This is a genomic window from Campylobacter sp. CFSAN093229 (assembly GCF_011068225.1).
GTDB lineage: Bacteria > Campylobacterota > Campylobacteria > Campylobacterales > Campylobacteraceae > Campylobacter_D > Campylobacter_D jejuni.
The window spans coordinates 105,322-125,750 of record NZ_JAAMXB010000008.1; the positions used below are offsets into that span (position 1 = coordinate 105,322).

General features: G+C 32.2%; 31 protein-coding genes. 10 read left to right on the top strand and 21 right to left on the bottom strand.

Features of this window, described 5'->3' with window-relative positions:
• Positions 1-7 precede the first annotated feature (7 nt).
• The 5 genes from FBE93_RS05070 to topA all read right to left on the bottom strand — a co-directional run bounded on the left by FBE93_RS05070 (position 8) and on the right by topA (position 6,332).
• On the bottom strand, positions 8-772 hold the full coding sequence (locus tag FBE93_RS05070; protein WP_002932084.1) for a 3'(2'),5'-bisphosphate nucleotidase CysQ: 765 nt from the start codon (positions 770-772) through the stop codon (positions 8-10).
• A gap of 80 nt (positions 773-852) precedes the next feature.
• The gene (locus FBE93_RS05075; protein WP_002851494.1) at positions 853-2,121 is read right to left on the bottom strand and encodes a citrate synthase; all 1,269 of its coding nucleotides are present in this window, start codon (positions 2,119-2,121) and stop codon (positions 853-855) included.
• Positions 2,122-2,235: 114 nt separating this feature from the next.
• Positions 2,236-3,411: a cation:proton antiporter gene (locus FBE93_RS05080; protein WP_002892047.1), complete on the bottom strand. Its 1,176-nt coding sequence runs from the start codon at positions 3,409-3,411 to the stop codon at positions 2,236-2,238.
• Complete coding sequence (locus FBE93_RS05085; protein ID WP_002932087.1) at positions 3,392-4,228, bottom strand: biotin synthase; 837 nt, start codon at positions 4,226-4,228, stop codon at positions 3,392-3,394. Before FBE93_RS05085 ends, FBE93_RS05080 begins: the two co-directional genes overlap by 20 nt.
• A 1-nt stretch (position 4,229) precedes the next feature.
• Positions 4,230-6,332 carry a type I DNA topoisomerase gene (gene topA / locus FBE93_RS05090; protein ID WP_165434234.1) on the bottom strand — a complete coding sequence of 701 codons (2,103 nt, stop codon included), beginning with the start codon at positions 6,330-6,332 and terminating at the stop codon, positions 4,230-4,232.
• Between the two features lie 194 nt (positions 6,333-6,526).
• Between topA and FBE93_RS05095 the strand changes: the two genes are divergently transcribed.
• The 10 genes from FBE93_RS05095 (at position 6,527) to FBE93_RS05125 (ending at position 13,231) form a co-directional block, all read left to right on the top strand.
• Complete coding sequence (locus tag FBE93_RS05095; protein WP_070300800.1) at positions 6,527-7,798, top strand: MFS transporter; 1,272 nt, start codon at positions 6,527-6,529, stop codon at positions 7,796-7,798.
• A gap of 82 nt (positions 7,799-7,880) precedes the next feature.
• Complete coding sequence (locus FBE93_RS08335; protein WP_207307198.1) at positions 7,881-8,360, top strand: ABC transporter ATP-binding protein; 480 nt, start codon at positions 7,881-7,883, stop codon at positions 8,358-8,360.
• A gap of 35 nt (positions 8,361-8,395) precedes the next feature.
• Positions 8,396-8,521 carry a hypothetical protein gene (locus FBE93_RS08550; protein WP_002932105.1) on the top strand — a complete coding sequence of 42 codons (126 nt, stop codon included), beginning with the start codon at positions 8,396-8,398 and terminating at the stop codon, positions 8,519-8,521.
• Positions 8,518-8,991, top strand: a complete 474-nt coding sequence (locus FBE93_RS08345; protein WP_002932108.1) for an ABC transporter ATP-binding protein — start codon at positions 8,518-8,520, stop codon at positions 8,989-8,991. The genes FBE93_RS08550 and FBE93_RS08345 overlap by 4 nt, the downstream gene beginning before the upstream one ends.
• On the top strand, positions 8,988-9,266 hold the full coding sequence (locus FBE93_RS08465; RefSeq protein WP_242631495.1) for a hypothetical protein: 279 nt from the start codon (positions 8,988-8,990) through the stop codon (positions 9,264-9,266). Before FBE93_RS08345 ends, FBE93_RS08465 begins: the two co-directional genes overlap by 4 nt.
• Complete coding sequence (locus FBE93_RS05105) at positions 9,229-9,846, top strand: sugar ABC transporter permease (RefSeq protein WP_242631496.1); 618 nt, start codon at positions 9,229-9,231, stop codon at positions 9,844-9,846. Before FBE93_RS08465 ends, FBE93_RS05105 begins: the two co-directional genes overlap by 38 nt.
• A gap of 3 nt (positions 9,847-9,849) precedes the next feature.
• Positions 9,850-10,662 (top strand): carbohydrate ABC transporter permease, encoded by an 813-nt coding sequence (locus tag FBE93_RS05110; RefSeq protein ID WP_165434235.1) that lies wholly within the window; start codon positions 9,850-9,852, stop codon positions 10,660-10,662.
• A gap of 62 nt (positions 10,663-10,724) precedes the next feature.
• A complete protein-coding gene (locus tag FBE93_RS05115; protein WP_194963470.1) occupies positions 10,725-11,924 on the top strand; it encodes an extracellular solute-binding protein in 1,200 nt (399 codons plus the stop codon).
• Between the two features lie 133 nt (positions 11,925-12,057).
• Positions 12,058-12,477: an HAD hydrolase-like protein gene (locus FBE93_RS08555; RefSeq protein ID WP_260629385.1), complete on the top strand. Its 420-nt coding sequence runs from the start codon at positions 12,058-12,060 to the stop codon at positions 12,475-12,477.
• Positions 12,455-13,231: a phosphodiesterase gene (locus tag FBE93_RS05125; RefSeq protein ID WP_002932135.1), complete on the top strand. Its 777-nt coding sequence runs from the start codon at positions 12,455-12,457 to the stop codon at positions 13,229-13,231. The genes FBE93_RS08555 and FBE93_RS05125 overlap by 23 nt, the downstream gene beginning before the upstream one ends.
• A gap of 59 nt (positions 13,232-13,290) precedes the next feature.
• Here the strand turns inward: FBE93_RS05125 and secY are convergent, their stop codons facing one another.
• The 16 genes from secY to rpsS form a co-directional block, all read right to left on the bottom strand.
• Positions 13,291-14,556 carry a preprotein translocase subunit SecY gene (gene secY / locus FBE93_RS05130; protein WP_165434236.1) on the bottom strand — a complete coding sequence of 422 codons (1,266 nt, stop codon included), beginning with the start codon at positions 14,554-14,556 and terminating at the stop codon, positions 13,291-13,293.
• A complete protein-coding gene (gene rplO / locus FBE93_RS05135) occupies positions 14,556-14,948 on the bottom strand; it encodes a 50S ribosomal protein L15 (RefSeq protein WP_002851292.1) in 393 nt (130 codons plus the stop codon). Before rplO ends, secY begins: the two co-directional genes overlap by 1 nt.
• A gap of 4 nt (positions 14,949-14,952) precedes the next feature.
• A complete protein-coding gene (rpsE, locus tag FBE93_RS05140; RefSeq protein WP_002779428.1) occupies positions 14,953-15,396 on the bottom strand; it encodes a 30S ribosomal protein S5 in 444 nt (147 codons plus the stop codon).
• 11 nt (positions 15,397-15,407) lie between these two features.
• A complete protein-coding gene (gene rplR / locus FBE93_RS05145; RefSeq protein ID WP_002785535.1) occupies positions 15,408-15,764 on the bottom strand; it encodes a 50S ribosomal protein L18 in 357 nt (118 codons plus the stop codon).
• A gap of 9 nt (positions 15,765-15,773) precedes the next feature.
• The gene (gene rplF / locus FBE93_RS05150) at positions 15,774-16,310 is read right to left on the bottom strand and encodes a 50S ribosomal protein L6 (RefSeq protein WP_002851302.1); all 537 of its coding nucleotides are present in this window, start codon (positions 16,308-16,310) and stop codon (positions 15,774-15,776) included.
• 79 nt (positions 16,311-16,389) lie between these two features.
• On the bottom strand, positions 16,390-16,785 hold the full coding sequence (gene rpsH, locus FBE93_RS05155) for a 30S ribosomal protein S8 (RefSeq protein WP_002851353.1): 396 nt from the start codon (positions 16,783-16,785) through the stop codon (positions 16,390-16,392).
• Positions 16,786-16,794: 9 nt separating this feature from the next.
• The gene (locus FBE93_RS05160) at positions 16,795-16,980 is read right to left on the bottom strand and encodes a type Z 30S ribosomal protein S14 (protein ID WP_002851478.1); all 186 of its coding nucleotides are present in this window, start codon (positions 16,978-16,980) and stop codon (positions 16,795-16,797) included.
• Position 16,981: 1 nt separating this feature from the next.
• The gene (rplE, locus tag FBE93_RS05165) at positions 16,982-17,527 is read right to left on the bottom strand and encodes a 50S ribosomal protein L5 (protein ID WP_165434237.1); all 546 of its coding nucleotides are present in this window, start codon (positions 17,525-17,527) and stop codon (positions 16,982-16,984) included.
• Positions 17,528-17,530: 3 nt separating this feature from the next.
• Positions 17,531-17,764: a 50S ribosomal protein L24 gene (rplX, locus tag FBE93_RS05170; RefSeq protein WP_002779437.1), complete on the bottom strand. Its 234-nt coding sequence runs from the start codon at positions 17,762-17,764 to the stop codon at positions 17,531-17,533.
• On the bottom strand, positions 17,764-18,132 hold the full coding sequence (rplN, locus tag FBE93_RS05175) for a 50S ribosomal protein L14 (protein WP_002779438.1): 369 nt from the start codon (positions 18,130-18,132) through the stop codon (positions 17,764-17,766). Before rplN ends, rplX begins: the two co-directional genes overlap by 1 nt.
• Positions 18,132-18,383, bottom strand: coding sequence for a 30S ribosomal protein S17 (rpsQ, locus tag FBE93_RS05180; RefSeq protein WP_002851549.1), 252 nt, complete (start codon positions 18,381-18,383; stop codon positions 18,132-18,134). Before rpsQ ends, rplN begins: the two co-directional genes overlap by 1 nt.
• Before the next feature lie 9 nt (positions 18,384-18,392).
• Positions 18,393-18,578: a 50S ribosomal protein L29 gene (gene rpmC, locus FBE93_RS05185; RefSeq protein WP_002851566.1), complete on the bottom strand. Its 186-nt coding sequence runs from the start codon at positions 18,576-18,578 to the stop codon at positions 18,393-18,395.
• Entirely contained in the window at positions 18,565-18,990 is a 426-nt protein-coding gene (gene rplP, locus FBE93_RS05190) for a 50S ribosomal protein L16 (protein ID WP_002779441.1), read from the bottom strand. The genes rpmC and rplP overlap by 14 nt, the downstream gene beginning before the upstream one ends.
• A 2-nt stretch (positions 18,991-18,992) precedes the next feature.
• Positions 18,993-19,694 carry a 30S ribosomal protein S3 gene (rpsC, locus tag FBE93_RS05195; protein WP_002851138.1) on the bottom strand — a complete coding sequence of 234 codons (702 nt, stop codon included), beginning with the start codon at positions 19,692-19,694 and terminating at the stop codon, positions 18,993-18,995.
• Complete coding sequence (gene rplV / locus FBE93_RS05200; RefSeq protein WP_002855723.1) at positions 19,694-20,137, bottom strand: 50S ribosomal protein L22; 444 nt, start codon at positions 20,135-20,137, stop codon at positions 19,694-19,696. Before rplV ends, rpsC begins: the two co-directional genes overlap by 1 nt.
• 10 nt (positions 20,138-20,147) lie before the next feature.
• The gene (gene rpsS / locus FBE93_RS05205) at positions 20,148-20,429 is read right to left on the bottom strand and encodes a 30S ribosomal protein S19 (protein ID WP_002851509.1); all 282 of its coding nucleotides are present in this window, start codon (positions 20,427-20,429) and stop codon (positions 20,148-20,150) included.

Consider the following 20,429-nt stretch of genomic DNA (forward strand, 5'->3'; position numbering starts at 1 on the left):
CTTTATTTTATAAAAAATCTTGTAAAAAATTCCTAGATGAAACACAAATAAAAGGACTGGATTTATAATTTAAAGGGTTATATAAAATGTATTTTTTAGAAAAATCCCCCATAAATCCTCCATTTTGATTAATCAAAAAATCTCCCGCTACAATATCCCAAATATTAAGCTTTTCAAATCTTTTATAAACTCCTGCCTTAGCCTCTAAAATAGCACAAAATTTCAATCCAGATCCTATATTAATAGCTTCTAATTGATGCTCTTTTGCAAAGTCTTCATCTTCTTTGCTAAGATGATTAACACTCAATAAGGCTTTATATTTATTTTTCTCGTATTCTTGCTGGTCAATTTGCAAAGGTTTATCGTTTTTATAAACCTTGGTTTTTGTATGAGCATAGAATATATCACCTTTTGATGGATTTTGTATAAGCGATAAAACAGGGCGATTGTCATGAACCAAACTTATCATAACGCAAAATTCATCACTGCCTTTTAAAAAACCACTTGTTCCATCAAGAGGATCAATAAGCCAAAAAGTTTTTAATTCTTCGCACTCTTCTTTGCTGAGTAATTTTTCTTCTGATAAAATTTTGATATCTGTAGAACCTAAAATATCATTTAGAATTTTATTAGAAGCAAGATCTGCTGATGTAAGTGGGCTTTTATCTTCTTTTTCCCAAGTTTTGAAATTTTTTCTCTCTTTTAAAATAGCTTTAGAAGCTTGATTGCTAGCATTTATAGCAATTTCTAAAAATTTATCAAGATTAAGCATGATTATAGACTTTCTATAAGATTTTTTAAAATTATACAAGAAGATTTTTGTGGAATTTTTAATTTCCACAAAAAATTTAATTAAATTTTACTAGTTTCACCCAAATAAAGTTGTCTTGGACGGACTATTTTAAGACTTTCTTGCTCTTTTTGTTCTATCCACTGAGCTATCCATCCTGGGGTGCGCCCTATAACAAATAAAGTAGCAAACATTTCATTTGGAATACCTAAGGCTTTTAAAATAAGGCCGCTATGAAAATCAACATTCGGATATAGCCCTCTTTGAACAAAATAATCATCACTTAAAGCAATCTCTTCTATACGCGTTGCTACTTTAATAAGATTGGTATCAATACCTAACTCATCAATAAGTTGATCACGAAGTTTTTTAAGCACTTTTGCTCTAGGATCAAAATTTTTATAAACCCTATGCCCAAAGCCCATCAAGCGGAAAGGATCGTTTTTATCCTTAGCCCTTTTGATGAATTCATCTACCCTATCAACACTACCTATTTGCTCAAGCATTCTAATAACACCTTCATTAGCTCCACCATGTGCATGACCCCAAAGTGCACCAATACCTGCTGCTATACAGGCATAAGGATGAGCATGAGTTGAACCCACAGCACGAACTGTTGAAGTTGAAGCATTTTGTTCATGATCTGCATGAAGCATAAAAACTGTATCAAGCGCTTTTACTTCTATAGGTTTAAGCTCTACATGATCGTAAGGATAGGTTCTTAACATATATAAGAAATTTTCTGTAAAACCACGATCTAAATTTGGATAAGCCATAGGAAAGCCGTGTTTATATCTATAAGCGGTGGCCACTATAGTAGGGATTTTAGCTACTATTCTAGCTGCCATTTCCATATATTCTTCTTTTACATTCATGTTTAAATGATCAGGATAAAAAGCACTAAGCGATGAAACAGCACCTTGTAAAACTGCCATAGGATGAGCATTATCAGGGAAAGAATCAAAAAGACGATGCATACCTTCATGGATAAAAGAACGTTTTTTCATTTCATAACGAAACGCTTCAAGACGCGTAGCATCAGGTAGTTCTTTATAAAGTAAAAGATGAACCACATCTAAATAAAGTTTGTTTTCAGCAAGCCACTCTATAGGATAGCCACGGTGCATTAAAATTCCGTTTTCTCCATCAATATAAGTGATTTTTGATTTACAAGTAGCTGTAGAAGTCAAGCCCTCATCATAAGAAAACATTCCTGTTTGTTTATAAAAACTTGACATATCTACAACGCTTGGCCCAGTTGTACCATCATATATAGGAAATTCATAGCTTTTTCCATTTCTATTATCGGTTATAGTAACGGAATTTGACATTTTCGCTCCTTTTATTGTTACTTTTATTAATTCTAACAAAAAAGGGCGATTATGAGTTTTTTTATTATTAAATTTTTAAGATTTTGTTTGCTTTTTTGAGTAAAAAAGTAACTTTCATTTTTTAGAATTAGAAAGAAATTTAATCATACTCATAACAATAATAGCCTCAAATAACGCTGTTAAAATAAGTGCTGAATAAAGCTTCTCATCAATAACCTTGCCCGAATAACCCAGAGTAGCTGTTGCTATAAGCAAGGTTAAAGGCATAGAATGACTAAGACCAAATAAAATCATATTTTTAAAACCAATTCTTTTTAAAAAAACACTTGCACATAAAATTCTTAAACCCACCATAACAAACATAAGTAAAAATGCTTGTAAAACGATTTTATAATCTAAAATCATTTTAAGATCAAAGGTTGAACCTATATGGATAAAAAAAATAGGGATCAAAAACCCGTGTCCAAAAGTAGAAAGCTTGTGCTCAAGATCTTTTTTATGATCAAAAAAAGTAGCTATAAATGAACCTGCTATAAAAGAACCAAGAACGATTTCAAGTTTTGTAATAACCATAGCAACAATGATCAGTATAAAAATAGCCATACAAAATCTTATATCTTTTTCATTTTTATCTTCCCATGGCATAAGCACAACTTTAAGCTGAGGATACCACCAAAAAAGCACACCAAGCATTTTAAATCCAAGTAAACAAAGCCCCAAAAAGATATTAAGATATAAAATACTTTGCGCTACATCAATAATACCTGTTCCTTCGCGCAAAAAAGCTCCCGCTATAGTCAAAAGCACAATAGAAATCACCTCAGCTAAAGTAGCTACTATCATAGCAATATTTAGCCAATAACACTCTTTTCCAAAATCCTTAAAAAGTAAAGATAAAAGCCCTACACTCATCACAGGTATAATGATAACAAATACTAAAGAAAGTCCAAAAATCCATACTATAAGAGAAGATAAAGCGTAAAGTAAAAAAATATAAAAAAAACTTTTTTTGGCGACTTCTTTATCCATATTAAAAAAGGCTCTTAAATTTACCTCCATGCCCGCTATAAACATTAGATAATAAAAACCTACATTGGCTAAAAGTGCAAAATTTTCACTTTTTCCTATGAAACCAAAATACGCTATTATTGCCCCTAAAATAATTTCAGTAGCTGAAAGAGGCAAGCGTAAAATTTTTGCAATATGCGGAGAAAAAAGTAAGCATAAAGCTATAACAATAAGAATTTTTAGATCAATTAAACCTTGCGGATCAATGACACTCTGATGCAAAAGTAAATCCCATTTCTTTTAATTTTACTATATCTTGACTTGGTTCTTCACCTTTAGTGGTTAAATAATCCCCTATAACAATAGCCCCAGCACCTGCTTGAAAAATTTCATACTGCCTTTCTTGCAATACCACTTCACGCCCACCTGCTACCATTACCACGCTTTGCGGTAAAGCCTCTTTGGTGTCACGCACGATTTTTAAAGCTTCATCAGCACTAAGTCTTGGAACTTGTAGTTTTAAATTTTCATTGGCTATAAAAAAATTAATAGGCGTTGAAAAAGGCTGTAATTCTTGCAAAGATTTTCTAAAACTTAGCCTATCTTCTTCACTCTCACCCATACCATAAATTCCACCACAACAAAGCATAAGTCCTGCTTCTTTAGCGTTTAAATTGGTTTGAAATCTACTTTCCCAAGTATGAGTGGTGCAAATTTGTGGAAAAAATTCCTTAGAAGTTTCAAGATTGTGATTATAAGAAAAAATTCCTGCTTTTTTAAGTTCTTTGAGTTGTTCCACGCTTGCCATACCATTACAGGCAATTAAAAGCAAATTAGGCACTTCTTTTTGCACAGCCTTAGCAGCCTCACAAACATACTCAAGCTTTTCATCATCAAGCCCAAGTCCTGCTGTAACCAAACAAAAACCCAAGGCTTCATTTTTCTTTGCCATTTTCGCTTCTAAAACGATTTGTGAAAGTTCTTTGCGACGATATTTTTGAATATCTGTTTTTACATGGGCACTTTGGGTACAGTATTTACAGTCTTCTGAACAATTTCCACTCGCTATATTTGAAATAGCACAAAGCATGATTTGCATTCTAATCCTTCATTTCTTTTTTGATTTTGCACTTTAAGCATTCTAAGAATGTACCTTTTTTAAGCTCTTTTATCACTAAAGTTTCGCCACACTCTTCGCATTTTTCTTCACTTGGTTTGTATTTGCTTATAAAATTGCATTTTGGATAAGCACTACAACCATAAAATTTACCGCGTTTTGAAAAGCGTTCTACGATTTCACCTTTTTGACAACTTGGACAAGTAATGCCTGTACCATTGGCTTTGGCTTTTGCGGCTGTGTTTTCGCTTTCGTTTTTGCTTTCGTTTTTTAAATTTCTTGAATACTTGCATTTTGGGAAATTTAAACACGCTACAAATTCTCCAAAACGCCCTTTTCTAATAGCAAGTTCCCCGCCACAATCAGGACAACTTTCACCTAATTTTGTAACAGTTTTTTGACTGGCGATTTTTGTTTTTCCTTCTTCGATTTTTCTCATAAAAGGATAGTAAAATTCTTTTAAAGTTTCTTGCCAATCTGCCTTATCTTCTGCGATTTCATCTAAAGTGTTTTCAAGATTTGAAGTAAATTTACTATCCACTATATCGCTAAAATTTTTTTCAAGCACTTCGGTTACATTAAAAGCAACCTCACTAGGAATAAGTTGTTTTTTGTCTATTTTTACATAATCACGGCTTGTAAGTATAGAAATGGTTGGTGCATAAGTAGAAGGGCGACCTATGCCTAAACTTTCAAGTTTTTTTACAAGTCCTGCTTCTGAATACCTTGAAGGTGGTTCAGTAAAATGTGAGTTCATTTCTAAATTTTGTATTTTTAAATTTTCACCTATTTTAAAATTTGGTAAAATTTTATCCTTATCCATATCACCATAAACTTTATAATATCCATCAAAAAGGATTTTTCTACCGCTTATTTTAAAAACTGCTCTATCATTTTTTACAAATACATTTTGAGTTTGAGAGATAGCAGGATTCATCTGACAGGCTAAAAAGCGATTGTAAATAAGTGTGTAAAGTTTTAACTCATCTTTGTCTAAAAATTTAGCTGCAATTTCTGGAGTAAAACTTAAATTTGTAGGGCGTATAGCTTCATGAGCTTCTTGAGCACCTTTAGCCTTTGTAGTATATACATTTGCTTTGCTTGGAAGATAGTCTTTGCCAAAATTTGCTTGTATGAATTTTCTTGCATTTTCTATAGCTTCTTTGGCCAAATTTAAACTATCAGTTCTCATGTAGGTAATAACCCCCATCACGCCCTCGTGAGTATTTACTCCTTCATAGAGTTTTTGAGCTATCATCATGGTTTTTTTAGGGTTAAAACCAAGGCGATTGCTAGCACTTTGCTGCAAAGTTGAAGTCATAAAAGGAGGCGGTGAAACGATTTTTCTTTCTTTGCTTTCAATGTCGCTTATAGTATAAGCTTCATTTTTACAAGCTTCTAGTACAAGTTTGGCACGATCTTTGTTGGTAATGGTAAGTTTTTCTATCTTAGCTTTGTCAAACTCAACTAGTTCTGCATCCAAATCTTTTTGAAAAATCATATCTATGCTAAAATATTCCAGTGGTACAAAGGCACGAATTTCTTTTTCACGATCGACTATGATCTTTAAAGCCGCACTTTGAACACGTCCAGCACTAAGTCCTCTTTGAATTTTTTGTCCTAATAAGGGGCTGAGTTTATATCCTACAATGCGATCTAAAAGGCGTCTAGTTTGCTGAGCATTTACAGAGTGCATGTTTAATTTTCTTGGATTTTTTAAAGCATTTTCTATAGCGTTTTTAGTGATTTCATGAAAAACAATACGTGGTAAGGTGTTTTCATCTTTTCCTATAGCTTTTGCAATATGATAGGCTATAGCCTCTCCTTCTCTATCCTCATCCGTTGCAAGATAGACTTCTTTGGCATCTTTGGCTTTGCTTTTAAGTTCTTTAACTAAGGCGCTATGATCACTTGTGATTCTATACTCAGGGATAAATTCATCATCTTCTATTTTAATCCCAAAGCTTGATTTAGGCAAATCTCTAATATGTCCTTTAGAAGCAATAACTTCATAATCTTTTCCCAAAAAATTTCCTATGGTTTTAGCTTTTGCAGGAGATTCTACTATGATTAAATTTTTCTTCATTTTACACCCTTGTTAAATAAAAAGCTGAATTTAGCTAAAAATATTTAAAATTCTACTTATAAAATATATTTTAATCAAGCTAAAATATTTTAAAAACAAAACTATCATAACAAAATAAATAAAATATAATTTTAAGTAATTTTAAATACAAACCATAATTTTTAGAGTATAATAAAACAAAAAAGGCAAAAATTATGAATGGCAAAACTTATAAATTTCATCCAAATGACACGAAAATGGATAAAAAAATAATTCAAATTACTGAAAAGTCCGGATTTAAAGCGGCTGTGTTTTCTATGGCCGCTATGACTATGCTAGGAAGCGTGGTCATTTCATCTGCTCTGCCTGCTATCAACAGACATTTTGAAGAACTTTTAACCCAAAGTGGCGCTACTCTTGCTTCAAGTTTCACATTAGCTCATCTTGATATACTTGTTCGCTTAGTTTTAACCATCCCTGCTATTTTTGTTGTCATTTTATCTCCATTTGCTGGTATTTTAATGGATAAATTTGGCAAATTAAAATTCATTCTTCCAGCTATGGTGGTTTGGACTATTTCTGGAGTAAGTGGCTTTTTCTTAAATGATATTTATGCTATACTGACTTCAAGAGCTATTTTTGGTATGGCAACTGCTTTTATAATGACAGGCGCTTCGGCTTTACTTGGAGATTATTATAGTCGTGGTGGCTTTAATCGCAGAGAAAATGCTTTAAGTCTTCAAGGATTTTTTTGTGCGGTAGGGGGTGCTGTTTTTATTTCTATTGCAGGATTTGTTTCGAGTTATTCTTGGCGTTATCCTTTTTTAGTATATGGACTTGGAATTTTAATTACCTTAATGGCTATCATTTATCTTTTTGAACCTAGAAAATTTAAATTCTATAATCATACAAAAATAGAAGCAAAAACAAATTATTGGCAATTTTTCCCTATCTATTTTATAGGTTTTTTTATCATGGTAGTTTATTATATTTCGCCAACTCAACTTCCTTACTATATAGAAGAACATTTAGGATTGGATCCTAAATATATAGGTATTTCGATGTCTGTATCTGCACTATGTTATGGTTTTTTCTCTCTAAGCTATAGATATATTATAAAATTCTTAAGTATTAAAACTATCTATGTTTTAACTCTTTTTATCGTATCTTGTTCTTTTTCGCTGCTTTTTTTAGTAGATAGCTTTTTCACAGTTTTAATCGCCTTAGCTTTGCTTGGAATGGGTGGAGGTATTATGCTTGTAAATAATACGGCTTATCTTTTTTCAATCTGTCCTGAAAATGCTCGCGCTAGGGCTTATGGAATTTTAGCAAGTTGTATATTTTTAGGACAATTTTTAAGTCCTATTATCTCTCAACCTATCGTTAGACAAATGGGTCTTGTAGATGCTTTTTTAATATGGTCAATAGTAATTTTTATAGTGTGCATTGTGTTTTTATTTTTAAAGCAAAAACCTAGGATAAATTAATCTTCAAGCATTGCATCTGTTTCCAAAAAGTTTCCAATATTTGATTTAATTTTAAAAATTTTCCAAAATATGGAGCTTGGATATGTTAAAAATTAACAATTTAAATAAGAAATTTGGGAACAATGAAATTTTAAAAAACATCAATCTTGAAATTAAAGAGGGTGAATTTTTAACCTTAGTTGGAGAAAGCGGAAGTGGCAAATCAACTCTTCTGAGAATTATAGCCGGCCTTGAAGAGCCAAGTCAAGGTGAAATTTTAAACCTTAACAATCAAGATATAAGCAAACAAAATCCAAGAGATAGAAATTTTGCTATGGTTTTTCAAAGCTATGCCTTATATCCTCACTTAAGCGTGAGAGAAAATCTTGCTATGCCTATTAAAGCAAGAGCTAAATTTATCCATAAACTTCCTCTGGCTTCTTTTTATATTAAGTCCTATAAAGAGTTTAAAACTCATTTGGAAGAAAAAATTGAACAAGTAGCAACAAAACTTAAAATTACACACCTTTTAGATAAAAAACCCAAACAACTTCTGGAGGACAATGTCAAAGAGTCGCTCTAGGTAGGGCTATTATAAGAGAACCTAATATATTTTTAATGGATGAACCTTTATCAAATTTGGATGCTAAATTACGCATTCACACAAGAGCTGAATTAAGTGCTATGCATAGAGAATTAAATAAAACCTTTATATATGTCACGCACGACAAAGCGAAGCTATGACTATGAGCGATAGAATAGCTTTTTTGGTTGATGGTGAGCTTTTGCAAGTTGCAAGCCCTGATGAAATGTATAACAACCCCAACCATTTAAAAGTTGCTCAATTTATAGGAACACCTACAATCAATACCTTATGCGTTGAATTAAAAAGCTATGGTTTTGCTTTAATCAATAAAAACTTATCTAAACATAAAAGTCTAGCCATAAGAGCAGAAAATTGTTTTATAGATCCACATTCACAAATTAAGGCCAAAATTTATAATATTGAAAATATGGGAAATGAATATTTAATTTATACCAAACTCTTAAAAAATGATAATAATTTTATTTTAAGTTTAAATACACAAGAAGGTAAAAAGCTTCAACTAGACTCTGTTGTAGGAATTAACTTTGATTATTCAAAAGCCTTTATCTTTGATGAAGAAGGTAAAAGAATGGATATTAAACTTTATAATTTGAGTTTTGCAGCATGAAAAATTCACTTGCGACTTTTTGTTTTGTTTCTCCTGCTGTTTTATTAATGCTTTTATTTTTGATTTTACCTATTATATGGGTAATTATTTTAAGTTTTAGTGACTATCAGCTTGGAAACGGCGATTTTCATTTTGTAGGATTGATTAATTATAAAGCCTTGCTAAAAGATCCTGTTTTTTTTCACTTCAGTAAAAAATACTTTAATTTACGCCCTTATTGTTCTACCTTTAAGCGTTTTGGGAGGTTTGGCTTTAGCCTTGCTTATAGAATCTAAAAATAGTGCAAAATCATTTTATAGAGCTGTCTTTTTTCTACCTGTTATGGCAACCTTGATAGCCATGAGCATGGTTTGGGAATATATTTTACATCCGGACATAGGAATTTTTAATAAAATTCTTGCTTTATTTGGGGTTAATGCAATCAATTGGCTTTCAAATAAAGACACGGTTTTATATACTCTTGCTGGGATTGGAGTATGGCAACAACTGGGCTATAATATGATCTTATTTACAGCTGGATTAATGAGCATACCTAGTTCGGTATATGAAGCAGCAAAACTCGATGGATTAAACAAAACTCAAATTTTATTTAAAATCACCCTACCCTTGCTTTTACCTATTTTATTTTTTGTTTTAATTATAAGTTCTATAAAAGCTTTTCAAGTTTTTGATACCGTTCAGGTTCTAACAAATGGAGGGCCAAATCATTCTAGCGAGGTTTTATTATTTACTATTTATCAAGAAGCTTTTATGTTTTTTAGAACAAATTATGCCTCAGCTATTTCTGTAATATTTTTATTATTTATTTTGATTTTAACTCTTCTTAAAATTAAATTTTTGGATAAAAAGGATTGATTTATGTTTAGAATTTTGCGCCATCTTATTTTGGGTATATTGTCATTATTTTTTATTTTTCCTTTTGTATGGATGGTTATAACTAGTTTTAAACCTGAAAATGAAATTTTTTCCAATGCTTTTCATTTTTTTCCACAAAATTTTACCCTAATTGAAAACTACACAAAAGCTTTTAAGGAAAATGACTTGTTGCACTTCCTTTTTAATGGATTTTTTGTATGTTTTGCCATTTTATTAATACAAATTATAATCGCTTATCCTTGTGCTTATGCTCTATCCAAATACAAATTTAAAGGACAAAAGTTTTTGCTTGTTATTATAGTGTGCTCTTTGCTTATTCCAACTCAAGCTATTTGCGTTCCTTGGTATATTTTAATGTATTATTTTGGAGTTTTAGATTCATATCTAGCTCTTATTTTGCCTTTTAGCATTTCAGTCTTTGGGATTTTTTTAATTAGGCAATTTATCAATTGTATTCCCAATGATATAATTTATGCAGCAAGAATGGATGGTTTAAATGAATTTAGCATACTTTGCAAAATTATATTACCACTAACCACCCCTGCTTTGATTTCTTTTGGAATTTTTTCCATAGTTGCTCATTGGAATGATTATTTTTGGCCTTTAATTGCTGTAAGTTCCCCACAATATTTCACTCCAACCCTTGGAGTAATTTCTTTTAAAAACAATGAAGCAGGTACGGATTATGGAACCTTAATGGCCGCCTCAACAATAGTAGTAGCCCCTCTTATAATAGGTTTTTTACTTGCACAAAAAAGATTTATACAAGGTGTTGCCAATACAGGCATAAAATAGCTTGTTAAAACTTATTAGAATTACATTATTCTAATAAGTTTTAACAATTTTAAGGATTTAAAATGAAAAAAATATTTTTCACCTTAGCTCTTTTTGGAGCTTTAAATTTAGCCCAAGCAAAAACAGAACTTGTTGTTTCTTACGCTTATCCTTGGTTTAAAGATTTGCACGAAAAACTTAAAGAAGATTTTGAAAAACAAAATCCAGACATAGAAATAAGATTTTTAGCACCCGCACAAAACTATGAAGAACAAAGCGCTAGACTTTTAAGAGAAAAAATGATCAACAAACTCCCTGATGTAAGCTTTAACAGCTATAGCTATTTACCTACATTGGTAAATAAAAATATTCCTAAAGATTTAACACAAAATCTTATCAATAAAAAAGAATTAGGCTTTAATGATAATGCTTTTAAAGCAACCACTTTAGAAAACAAAATATATGCTATTCCTTTTGCAAGCTCTTTACCTGTTGTATATTATAATATGGATTTAGTCAAACAAGCAGGATGGAATAAAGAACTTCCTAAAACATGGGATGAACTTTTTGATTTATCTCAAAAAATCAACTCATTAAATGGAAAAAGCGGGGTGTATTTTGGAGAAACAGATACTTGGCTTATATTGGCTTTAAGTCTTGAAAGAGGCGGAAAACTCATTAATGAAAAAGGCAAGGTAGATTTTAACAATAAAGCATGGCAAGAAACTTTTAAACTTTTAAGTGATTTTCACACTTTAGCAAAAATGCCAGCTATAAAACGCTCTGAAGCTATAAGCTCATTTTATGCGGGAAATTTAGGCATACTTATACAAACCTCAGCAGCTCTAACTCAAACAGAAAAAAGCATTAACTTTCCTCTAAAACTTTCTAAATTTCCAGGTGTTCAATCAGGAGGAGAATTACCCGTAGGTGGATCCGTAGTTATGCTAACTAATGATAAAAATAAAGAGGCAGCTTTAAAATATATTCATTTTGTAACAGGGGAAGCCAACGCTTATGTACCTCAATATACAGGTTATATGACTAGCAATTTATTGGCCAATGCAAAATTAAAAGATTTTTATAATAAAAATCCAAATTATACCATTGCTCCTTCTCAAATAGAACTCATGGGAAATTGGCCTTCATTTCCAGGAGATAATGCTCTAAAAGCTACAAATACTTTATGGAATTATGCTGAAAAACTTCTTATGGGAACAAGTACAAATTATGAAGAGATTGCAAAACAAGCCCAAGAAGAAATCAATGCTTTATTACCTTAAAAGGGTATAAGATGATATTTTTTGATTTTGATGGTGTTTTGGTTGATAGTTTAAAACTTTGGGAGCAAGCTTGTCAATTTAGTGCAAAGAAATTGGGAGAATTCTAGGTTTTAATCCTTTAGAATTTGAAAAAATAGCGGATGAGTATTTTTTAGAACACATCCATACTTTAGTCTTTTTTGATAAAACAAAAGAATTATTAAAGGATTTGAGTTTAGATTTTAAACTTTTCATATTAAGCGCTAGTAATGAAAATTTAGTTCGAATTCTCCTTGAAAAAGAACAAATTTTGAAATATTTTACCAATCTTCATTGTACAAGCTCAATACCAAAAGCACAGACGCTCAAAAAATTTAAACAAAATCACTCTATCATGATAGGTGATTGTATTAGCGATATAGAAGCTGCACTAGAAGCTGATGTTTATTCTATAGGAGTGCTATGGGGTTGGCAAGATAAAATCATGCTCGAAAAAGCTAATATCTTAGTCAATAATCATGCTCAATTAAAAAATGCTATAAGGAGTTTTTATGAAATTCATCCATTTAACTGATATACACTATGGTGATAAAAAAGAAGCCATTTACTCAAGAGAACCATCAGCTATGATGCGTTTAGCTATAGAAGATATCAATAAAAATCATAGCGATGCTGATTTTGTATTTATAACAGGAGATTTAACTCACAAGGGGAGTTTAGAATCTTACACTCTTTTAAAACAAGATTTAACCAAACTTAACATGCCTTATTATTTGGTCTTAGGCAATCATGATGACAGAGCTAATGCATTAGAGATTTTTGATAATTTAAAGCAAGATGAAAATGGTTTTATACAATATGAAATACAATGTAATGACAATAATGTTTTTTTAGTACTAGACACTATAAAACTTAAAAGTCACGGAGGTGAGTATTGTCAAAAACGCCAAATTTGGCTAAAAAATGCCTTAGAGAGAAACCAAAACAAAAATATATTTATTTGCTTACATCATGCTCCTTTTAAAACTGGCCTTAGAGCTATGGATTTTATAGGACTTGATGAAAAACACTCTTTAGAACTTTATAAGCTATTTAACTCATATAAAAATATAAAACACTTATTTTTTGGGCATTATCATAGCACTCTTTGTGGAAGATGGAAAGATATTTCCTTTTCTTCTCTTAAAGGTATCAACCATCAGGTTAAATTTGATTTAAATAGCAATGAAATATTATTAGAAATTAGAAATCCAGAATATGCTGTCGTTTTACTCAATAATGAAGTTTTAATATTCATTACAATGATTTTACTTTTGATAAAAATTTAATGTTTCATGAAAAATAAGTTATCCAAACAGGAAATTTTTCCTGTTTGGATAACTTTAAATTACAAACCTACCGCACTTAAAGTTTGGTATTTACTCATATAAATTTGAGCTTCAATTTTTCTCATCGTATCAAGTGCTACTTGAACTACAATAAGTACAGAAGTACCGCCAAAATGAAAAGGCACACCCATAAATTTCACCAAAACCCAAGGTAAGGTTGCAACAAGCCCTAAATAAATAGAACCTGATAAAGTTAAACGAGAAGCTACTTCATTAAGATAACTTGAAGTTCCTTCACCTGGACGAATTCCAGGGATAAAACCACCTTGTTTTTTCAAATTTTCTGCTATGTCTTTAGCATTAAATACGATAGAAGCATAAAAATAAGCAAAGAAAATTACAAACAAGAAAGTTAAAACATGAAACAAATAACCATTTGGATTTAAAAAGTCATTAATAGCTTGTAGATAAGGATTTGCACTAGTTTGTAAAATCGTTGTTGGAAACATTAAAATCGCACTAGCAAAAATCGGTGGAATAACCCCACTAAGATTGAGTTTAATAGGAATATAATTCATAATGCGTTTGTTTTGATTTTGCATTACAACTTTACGAGAATAAGAAATAGGAATTCTTCTTTCTCCAAGTTCTACATAAATAATCACGCCTATGGTGATTAAAATCAAAGCAAAAATTGCAAAAGCGGTTAAGAAATTCATCTCGCCTGAATTGATTTGCCCTACAGTTCCTGAAATCGCTCTTGGAATACCTGAAACAATACCTGCAAAAATGATTAAAGAAATACCATTTCCTATACCTCTTTGTGTGATTTGTTCGCCAAGCCACATTAAAAGCATAGTTCCTGCAAGCATAGAAATAGCACAAAGTGCGATAAACATATTTAAATCTTCCACCATTATAGCCCCTGCACCACCACGACCATATAAGCTTTGCAAACCTATAGCAACGCCTATACTTTGAACCAAAGTAATCACAATAGTCGCATAACGGATAATTTGCATATATTTTTGCATACTATCACGCTCTTTTTTCATCTTACCAATATTTGGAAAAGTTGCTGCAAGAAGCTCCATAATAATAGAAGCAGTAATATAAGGCATAATACCTAAAGAAATGATAGAAAAGCGTTCAGCCGCTCCACCACTAAAAACATTAAATAAACCCAAAGCATTGTTTTGATTGTTGTTAAAAAATTCCGCAATCACATCAGCATTGACGCCAGGAACTGGCACATAAGCCAGAACCCTATAAGCAAACAAAAATGCTAAGGTGATTAAAATCTTATTCGTCAATGCTCTATTCATTATTTTGATCCGGTGACGCTAATATTCTCGTCTTTGATTTTTGATACTAAGTCTTTTGCACTTGCACCAATTAATTTGATTTTATTCACAGATTTTGAAATTTTGTGAACACTTTTAATGCTCTCAAATGTAATTTCACTAAGCTCTTTTACAGCTGTGATTTTTTCAACATTGATCACATAAGGTTTTTGAATTTTAGAAGTAAAACCTACTTTTGGTAGTCTTCTTTGAAGTGGTTGTTGACCCCCTTCAAAACCTCTTTTTTCATTATAACCTTTTCTAGCAGTTTGACCTTTACCCCCTTTAGTAGCAGTCTTACCCATGCCAGAACCTTGACCACGGCCAATTCTTTTAGTTTTATGCGTTGAACCCGCTGCTTTTGTTAAATTCATCTTCTTATCCTTTTAACATTGTTAAAGCTTTGATTGTAGCACGAACCACATTAGCTGAATTATTTGAACCCAAAGACTTGGTTAAGATGTCTTTAATACCTGCAAGTTCCACGATAGGGCGTGTAGAACCACCTGCGATAACTCCTGTACCTTCACTAGCTGGTTTAAGTAAAATTCTACTTGCGTTATATTTTACCTCTACATCGTGAGCAATAGTTGAGCCTTTAGTTTTAACTTCAACGATATTTTTAAACGCATCGTCAACAGCTTTACGGATAGCATCTGGAACTTCCTTAGCCTTACCATAACCAACACCTACTAAACCTTTGCGGTTTCCAACGATAACTAAAGCAGTAAATCTAAATCTTCTACCACCTTTAACAACCTTAGTAACTCTGCCGATATCGACGATTACTTCTTCAAATTCTTCTCTATTATATTTTTCCATCGATTTACCCCTTATAGCCTAATGCCATTTTCTCTTAAAGATTCAGCCAATGCTGCAATAACACCATGATATACATAACCATTTCTATCAAAAACAGCTTGTTCTATCTTTTTAGCTTTTAAAGTTTTAGCAAATTCAGCAGCGATTTTTTTAGCACCTTCTTTATTTGCTTTAACGCCAAGTTTGCGTCCATCAACTGCTGCTAAAGTTACAGCTTTTACATCATCAATCGCTTGGATATATAGAGTTCTGTTCGATTTAAATACAGAAATTCTTGGAAAATTTTCACAACCTGAAATTTTCGCTCTAATTCTTTTTTTTCTTTTGATTCTTAAAGTTAGTTTTCTTTTTAATACATTTGCTCTCATATTCTACCCTTACTTCTTAGATGTCTTACCAGCTTTGCGGATAATGCGTTCATCAGAATACTTAACGCCTTTTCCTTTATATGGTTCTGGTGGTCTAAATTCACGAATTTGAGCAGCAACTTGACCTACAACTTGTTTATCGCTTCCTTTAACTGCAATAGTATTTTTATCCACTACAATTTCAATTCCTTCTGGAATATCATAATTAATAGGATGAGAAAAACCAAGGCTTAGTTCTAAAACTTTACCTTTTAAAGCTGCTTTATAACCAACTCCATTGATTTCAAGAGTTTTTGAAAAACCTTGAGTTAAACCTACAACGATATTGTAAGCTAAAGCTCTGTAAGTTCCCCAATAAGCTCTACTTTGTCTGTCTTCACCTTTTGGAGAAAAAAGAATATTATTATCTTTAATCTCAACATTTACATTTGCTTTAGTATCAAGTTCTTTTGCCAAATTTCCTTTTTTAAATTTAAGCAAATTTCCTTCTAATTTTACTTCTACTCCTGCTGGAATAGCAATCGGTTGTTTACCTATACGAGACATATTTTTCCTTTTTATTTGTCTAGGATATTTCTACTTTTTTATAAAGAATGGATACCCAATGCCATAAAAAGCAGATTTTTTACCAAATGGTACATAAAATTTCGCCGCCAACACCTGCTTTATAAGCTTCATCATTAGCTAAAACACCATGACTTGTGCTAACTACGATAGTACCATAACCATTTTTAAAACGCTTGATTTCATCTTTACCTTTATAAACACGACGACCAGGCTTAGAAATTCTTTTAAGCTCATTGATAACACTCTTACCTTTTTCATCGTATTTTAAAACTACATTGATAAATTTCTTTTTATCTTCTTCAATAACATTAAAACTCTCAATATAGCCCTTAGCTTGAAAAATTCCAACTAAAGCTTCTACAACTTTAGAATGTAAAAGCTTGGTTGTTTCAAGCTTTCTCATTCCTGCATTTCTGATACGAGTGAGTGAATCTGAAATAATATCATTTATCATATTTTATCCTTACCAACTTGCTTTCTTAAGACCTGGAATCAAACCTTCGTTGCCCATTTTTCTTAAGCAAACTCTGCAAATTCCAAAATCTCTATAAACCGAATGCGGACGCCCACAAATTTGGCATCTTGTATAAGCTCTAACCTTAAATTTAGGCTTGCGTGCCGCTTTTGCAATCATTGATTTTTTAGCCATCTTACTTTCCTTTTGTAAATGGCACACCGATAAGTTCTAATAACTTTTGTGCCTGTTTGTCATTTTGTGCTGTTGTAACTATAGAAATGTTCATACCATGAGTTCTTAAAATTTTATCATACTCCACTTCTGGGAACATCAACTGCTCATCAAGACCGAAGTTGTAGTTTCCGCGTCCATCAAACCCATCTCTACTTAAACCTCTAAAGTCTTTCACCCTTGGCAAGGCAATAGAAATTAATTTATCAAGAAAAGCATACATATTTTCTTTTCTTAAAGTTACCATTACACCCACAGGAAAACCTTCGCGAACTTTAAATCCTGCAACTGATTTTTTAGCTTTAGTAATCACAGCCTTTTGTCCTGCAATTAAAGAAATAGTATCTGCAACATTTTGCAATACTTTTTGATCTTTAGCCAACTCACCAGCACCTACGCTGATAACTACTTTTTCGATCACAGGGATAAGCATAGGATTTTTAATATCAAATTCTTTAGCCAATGCAGGTCTAATGCTTTGATTGTATTTTTCTTTTAATCTCATCATCGCTTACTCCTGAACTTTTGCCACATTGGAAATATCCATTGGCATTTCTTTATTGATAAAACCACCATTTGGGTTTTTCTCACTCGGCTTAATAGCTTTTTTAGCGATTTTACATCCTTCAACTACCACTTTAAGTGTTTTTGGATATACCGCTAAAACTTTACCTGTTTTACCTTTATCATCACCTGTGATAACCTTAACGCTATCACCTTTTTTGATTTTTAATTTAACCGCCATTATAATACCTCCGGTGCTAGTGAAACGATTTTCATAAAGCCACCATATCTAACTTCTCTGCCCACTGGCCCAAAGATACGAGTTCCGATAGGCTCTCTTTTGTTATCAAGAATAACTGCAGCGTTTTCATCAAAACGAATCAAAGAACCATTATCTCTATGAATTTCTTTTTTAGTTCTAACGATAACCGCTTTTACCACTTGACCTTTTTTAACTTTTCCATTTGGTAAAGCTTTTTTAACAGATGCAACGATTACATCACCTACGGTAGCGTATCTTCTTTTGCTACCCCCTAAAACCTTGATACACATTAATTCTTTTGCACCGCTATTATCAGCAACTGCAAGTCTTGTAAAACTTTGAATCATTACTCAACTCCTGTAGCTAATACAGATTTTAAGCGAAATGATTTTCTTTTTGAAAGTGGTCTGCATTCTACTGCAACAACAGTATCACCCACTTTAACTTCATTTCTCTCATCATGAATTAGATATTTTTTAAAGCGTTTAACAATTTTTCTATATCTTGGATGAACCACTTTTCTTTCAACCAAAACACTTGCGGTTTTTTCACCAGCGATTTTAACAACAACGCCTTGAATTTCTCTTTTAAATGCCATTTTCTATCCTTATCTTAAAGCGTTAATTGCTGTATTTATTCTAGCAATGTCTTTTTTTACTTGGCTAATCTCTTTTGGATTAGTAAGTTGCATTGTTTTTAGCTTTTGTTTTAAAGTGAATAAAAGCACCTTTTTTTCTTTTAGCATTGTTGCAAGCTCAGCTGCTGTTTTATCTTTAATCTCAGTATATTTCATTTTGGCTCTCTCTTGTAACAAACTTAGTTTTAAATGGAAGTTTATGCATAGCTAAAGTCAATGCTTCTCTTGCCATTTCTTCGCTTACTCCTGCCATTTCATAAATGATACGACCTGGCTTGATATTCATTACCCATTCTTCAACAGCACCTTTACCTTTACCCATACGAGTTTCTAAAGGTTTTTTTGTCAAAGGCTTATCTGGGAAAACTCTAATCCAAGTTTTTCCTTGTCTTTTAACAAAACGAGTTAAAGCGATACGCGCTGCTTCAATTTGGCGTGAGTTAATGCGTCCTGCTTCAGTTGCTTTTAATGCAAATTCACCAAAAGTAAATTCTGTTCCACGATTAGCATAACCTCTGTTACGCCCTTTCATCATTTTGCGATATTTAGTTCTTTTTGGCATTAACATGATTATTTACCCCTTCTTGTGCGTCTTGGCTTTTTAGCTGGAGCACTTTCTTCAGTTTTTTCAGGTTGCATACCTTTGTGTAATACTTCACCTTTAAAGATCCATACTTTAACCCCTATGTTTCCATAAGTAGTTCTAGCTTCTGCAAAACCATAATCAATTTTTGCTCTTAAAGTATGAAGTGGAACGCGTCCTTCAAGATACCATTCTGTTCTTGCCATTTCAGCACCGCCTAAACGACCAGAAACTGAAACTTTAATCCCTTTAGCACCTGCTTTTTGTGCACCTTGAATTACTTTTTTCATTGCTCTTCTAAAAGCAATTCTTTTTTCAAGTTGAGTTGCAACACTTTCAGCAGCAAGTTGAGCTGAAGCTCCTGCTTTTCTTTCTTCTTTGATATTGATATTTACATCTTTACCGATCAAATCTTGCAATTCTTTTCTTAAATTATCAACATCACTACCTTTTTTACCGATGATGATACCTGGTCTTGCAGCAACTACAGTAACGCGAAGTTTTTTAGCAGTTCTTTCTACTAAAATTTGACTGATTCCTGCGTAATAAAGTTTTCTTTTTAAGAAAGCTCTGATTTTGTAATCTTCACCGATATTTTCTACTAAATTTGCTTTAGTCGGAAACCATCTTGATTCCCAATTTCTATTGATTCCTAGTCTTAGACCAATTGGATTAACTTTTTGTCCCATTAGCTTTCCTTTTTCGCTGTTGCTTTTTTAGTGCTTGTTGTTTTTTTAGCTGGAGCTTTTGTTGTAGTAGTCTTTTTAGCTGCTGGAGCTTTTTTAGCTACTGTTTTTTTCTCTTCAGCTTTCACTTCTGCTTTTGCCACTTCTACTAAAATATGTGAAGTTGGTTTTCTAATACGACTTGCACTTCCTCTAGCTCTTGGTCTAAATCTTTTTAATACCGCAGCTGCGTCAACACGACAACTTTTTACAACCACTTCGTTTGCTTCAAAGCCACCATTTGCTACTGCACTTGAAATTGCATTTGCGATGTATTTTGCACCTTTATTTGGCATAAATTTTAAACTAGCCATAGCTAATTCTGCATTCATCCCCTGAACTTCTCTAGCAATCAATCTTGCTTTAGTTGGAGATAATCTTATGAATTTAATTAATGCTTTACTCATATCTTATCCCTTACTTACCAATTTTCTTTTGCACAGAGCCTTTATGCCCTTTAAATGTGCGTGTTGGAGCAAATTCACCGAGTTTATAACCGATGTGATTTTCAGTAATATAAACCGGAATGAAACTTTTACCATTATGAACATTAAATGTAAGTCCTATCATATCAGGAGTAATTGTGCTTCTTCTTGACCAAGTTTTAATTGGTTTATTATCATTAGCCTTTTTAGCAGCGATGACTTTTTTCATTACATGATCATCAACAAAAGGACCTTTTTTTAGTGATCTAGCCAT

Excerpts from the sequence above, each read along its gene's own strand:
- FBE93_RS05070 (WP_002932084.1), bottom strand. The coding sequence starts at position 772 with ATGCTTAATCTTGATAAATTTTTAGAAATTGCTATAAATGCTAGCAAT.
- FBE93_RS05075 (WP_002851494.1), bottom strand. The coding sequence starts at position 2,121 with ATGTCAAATTCCGTTACTATAACCGATAATAGAAATGGAAAAAGCTAT.
- FBE93_RS05085 (WP_002932087.1), bottom strand. The coding sequence starts at position 4,228 with ATGCAAATCATGCTTTGTGCTATTTCAAATATAGCGAGTGGAAATTGT.
- topA (WP_165434234.1), bottom strand. The coding sequence starts at position 6,332 with ATGAAGAAAAATTTAATCATAGTAGAATCTCCTGCAAAAGCTAAAACC.
- FBE93_RS05095 (WP_070300800.1), top strand. The coding sequence starts at position 6,527 with ATGAATGGCAAAACTTATAAATTTCATCCAAATGACACGAAAATGGAT.
- FBE93_RS08335 (WP_207307198.1), top strand. The coding sequence starts at position 7,881 with ATGTTAAAAATTAACAATTTAAATAAGAAATTTGGGAACAATGAAATT.
- FBE93_RS08550 (WP_002932105.1), top strand. The coding sequence starts at position 8,396 with ATGGATGAACCTTTATCAAATTTGGATGCTAAATTACGCATTCACACA.
- FBE93_RS08345 (WP_002932108.1), top strand. The coding sequence starts at position 8,518 with ATGACTATGAGCGATAGAATAGCTTTTTTGGTTGATGGTGAGCTTTTG.
- FBE93_RS08465 (WP_242631495.1), top strand. The coding sequence starts at position 8,988 with ATGAAAAATTCACTTGCGACTTTTTGTTTTGTTTCTCCTGCTGTTTTA.
- FBE93_RS05110 (WP_165434235.1), top strand. The coding sequence starts at position 9,850 with ATGTTTAGAATTTTGCGCCATCTTATTTTGGGTATATTGTCATTATTT.
- FBE93_RS05115 (WP_194963470.1), top strand. The coding sequence starts at position 10,725 with ATGAAAAAAATATTTTTCACCTTAGCTCTTTTTGGAGCTTTAAATTTA.
- FBE93_RS05125 (WP_002932135.1), top strand. The coding sequence starts at position 12,455 with ATGAAATTCATCCATTTAACTGATATACACTATGGTGATAAAAAAGAA.
- secY (WP_165434236.1), bottom strand. The coding sequence starts at position 14,556 with ATGAATAGAGCATTGACGAATAAGATTTTAATCACCTTAGCATTTTTG.
- rplO (WP_002851292.1), bottom strand. The coding sequence starts at position 14,948 with ATGAATTTAACAAAAGCAGCGGGTTCAACGCATAAAACTAAAAGAATT.
- rpsE (WP_002779428.1), bottom strand. The coding sequence starts at position 15,396 with ATGGAAAAATATAATAGAGAAGAATTTGAAGAAGTAATCGTCGATATC.
- rplR (WP_002785535.1), bottom strand. The coding sequence starts at position 15,764 with ATGAGAGCAAATGTATTAAAAAGAAAACTAACTTTAAGAATCAAAAGA.
- rplF (WP_002851302.1), bottom strand. The coding sequence starts at position 16,310 with ATGTCTCGTATAGGTAAACAACCGATTGCTATTCCAGCAGGAGTAGAA.
- rpsH (WP_002851353.1), bottom strand. The coding sequence starts at position 16,785 with ATGATAAATGATATTATTTCAGATTCACTCACTCGTATCAGAAATGCA.
- FBE93_RS05160 (WP_002851478.1), bottom strand. The coding sequence starts at position 16,980 with ATGGCTAAAAAATCAATGATTGCAAAAGCGGCACGCAAGCCTAAATTT.
- rplE (WP_165434237.1), bottom strand. The coding sequence starts at position 17,527 with ATGATGAGATTAAAAGAAAAATACAATCAAAGCATTAGACCTGCATTG.
- rplX (WP_002779437.1), bottom strand. The coding sequence starts at position 17,764 with ATGGCGGTTAAATTAAAAATCAAAAAAGGTGATAGCGTTAAGGTTATC.
- rplN (WP_002779438.1), bottom strand. The coding sequence starts at position 18,132 with ATGATTCAAAGTTTTACAAGACTTGCAGTTGCTGATAATAGCGGTGCA.
- rpsQ (WP_002851549.1), bottom strand. The coding sequence starts at position 18,383 with ATGGCATTTAAAAGAGAAATTCAAGGCGTTGTTGTTAAAATCGCTGGT.
- rpmC (WP_002851566.1), bottom strand. The coding sequence starts at position 18,578 with ATGAAATATACTGAGATTAAAGATAAAACAGCAGCTGAGCTTGCAACA.
- rplP (WP_002779441.1), bottom strand. The coding sequence starts at position 18,990 with ATGTTAATGCCAAAAAGAACTAAATATCGCAAAATGATGAAAGGGCGT.
- rpsC (WP_002851138.1), bottom strand. The coding sequence starts at position 19,694 with ATGGGACAAAAAGTTAATCCAATTGGTCTAAGACTAGGAATCAATAGA.
- rplV (WP_002855723.1), bottom strand. The coding sequence starts at position 20,137 with ATGAGTAAAGCATTAATTAAATTCATAAGATTATCTCCAACTAAAGCA.
- rpsS (WP_002851509.1), bottom strand. The coding sequence starts at position 20,429 with ATGGCTAGATCACTAAAAAAAGGTCCTTTTGTTGATGATCATGTAATG.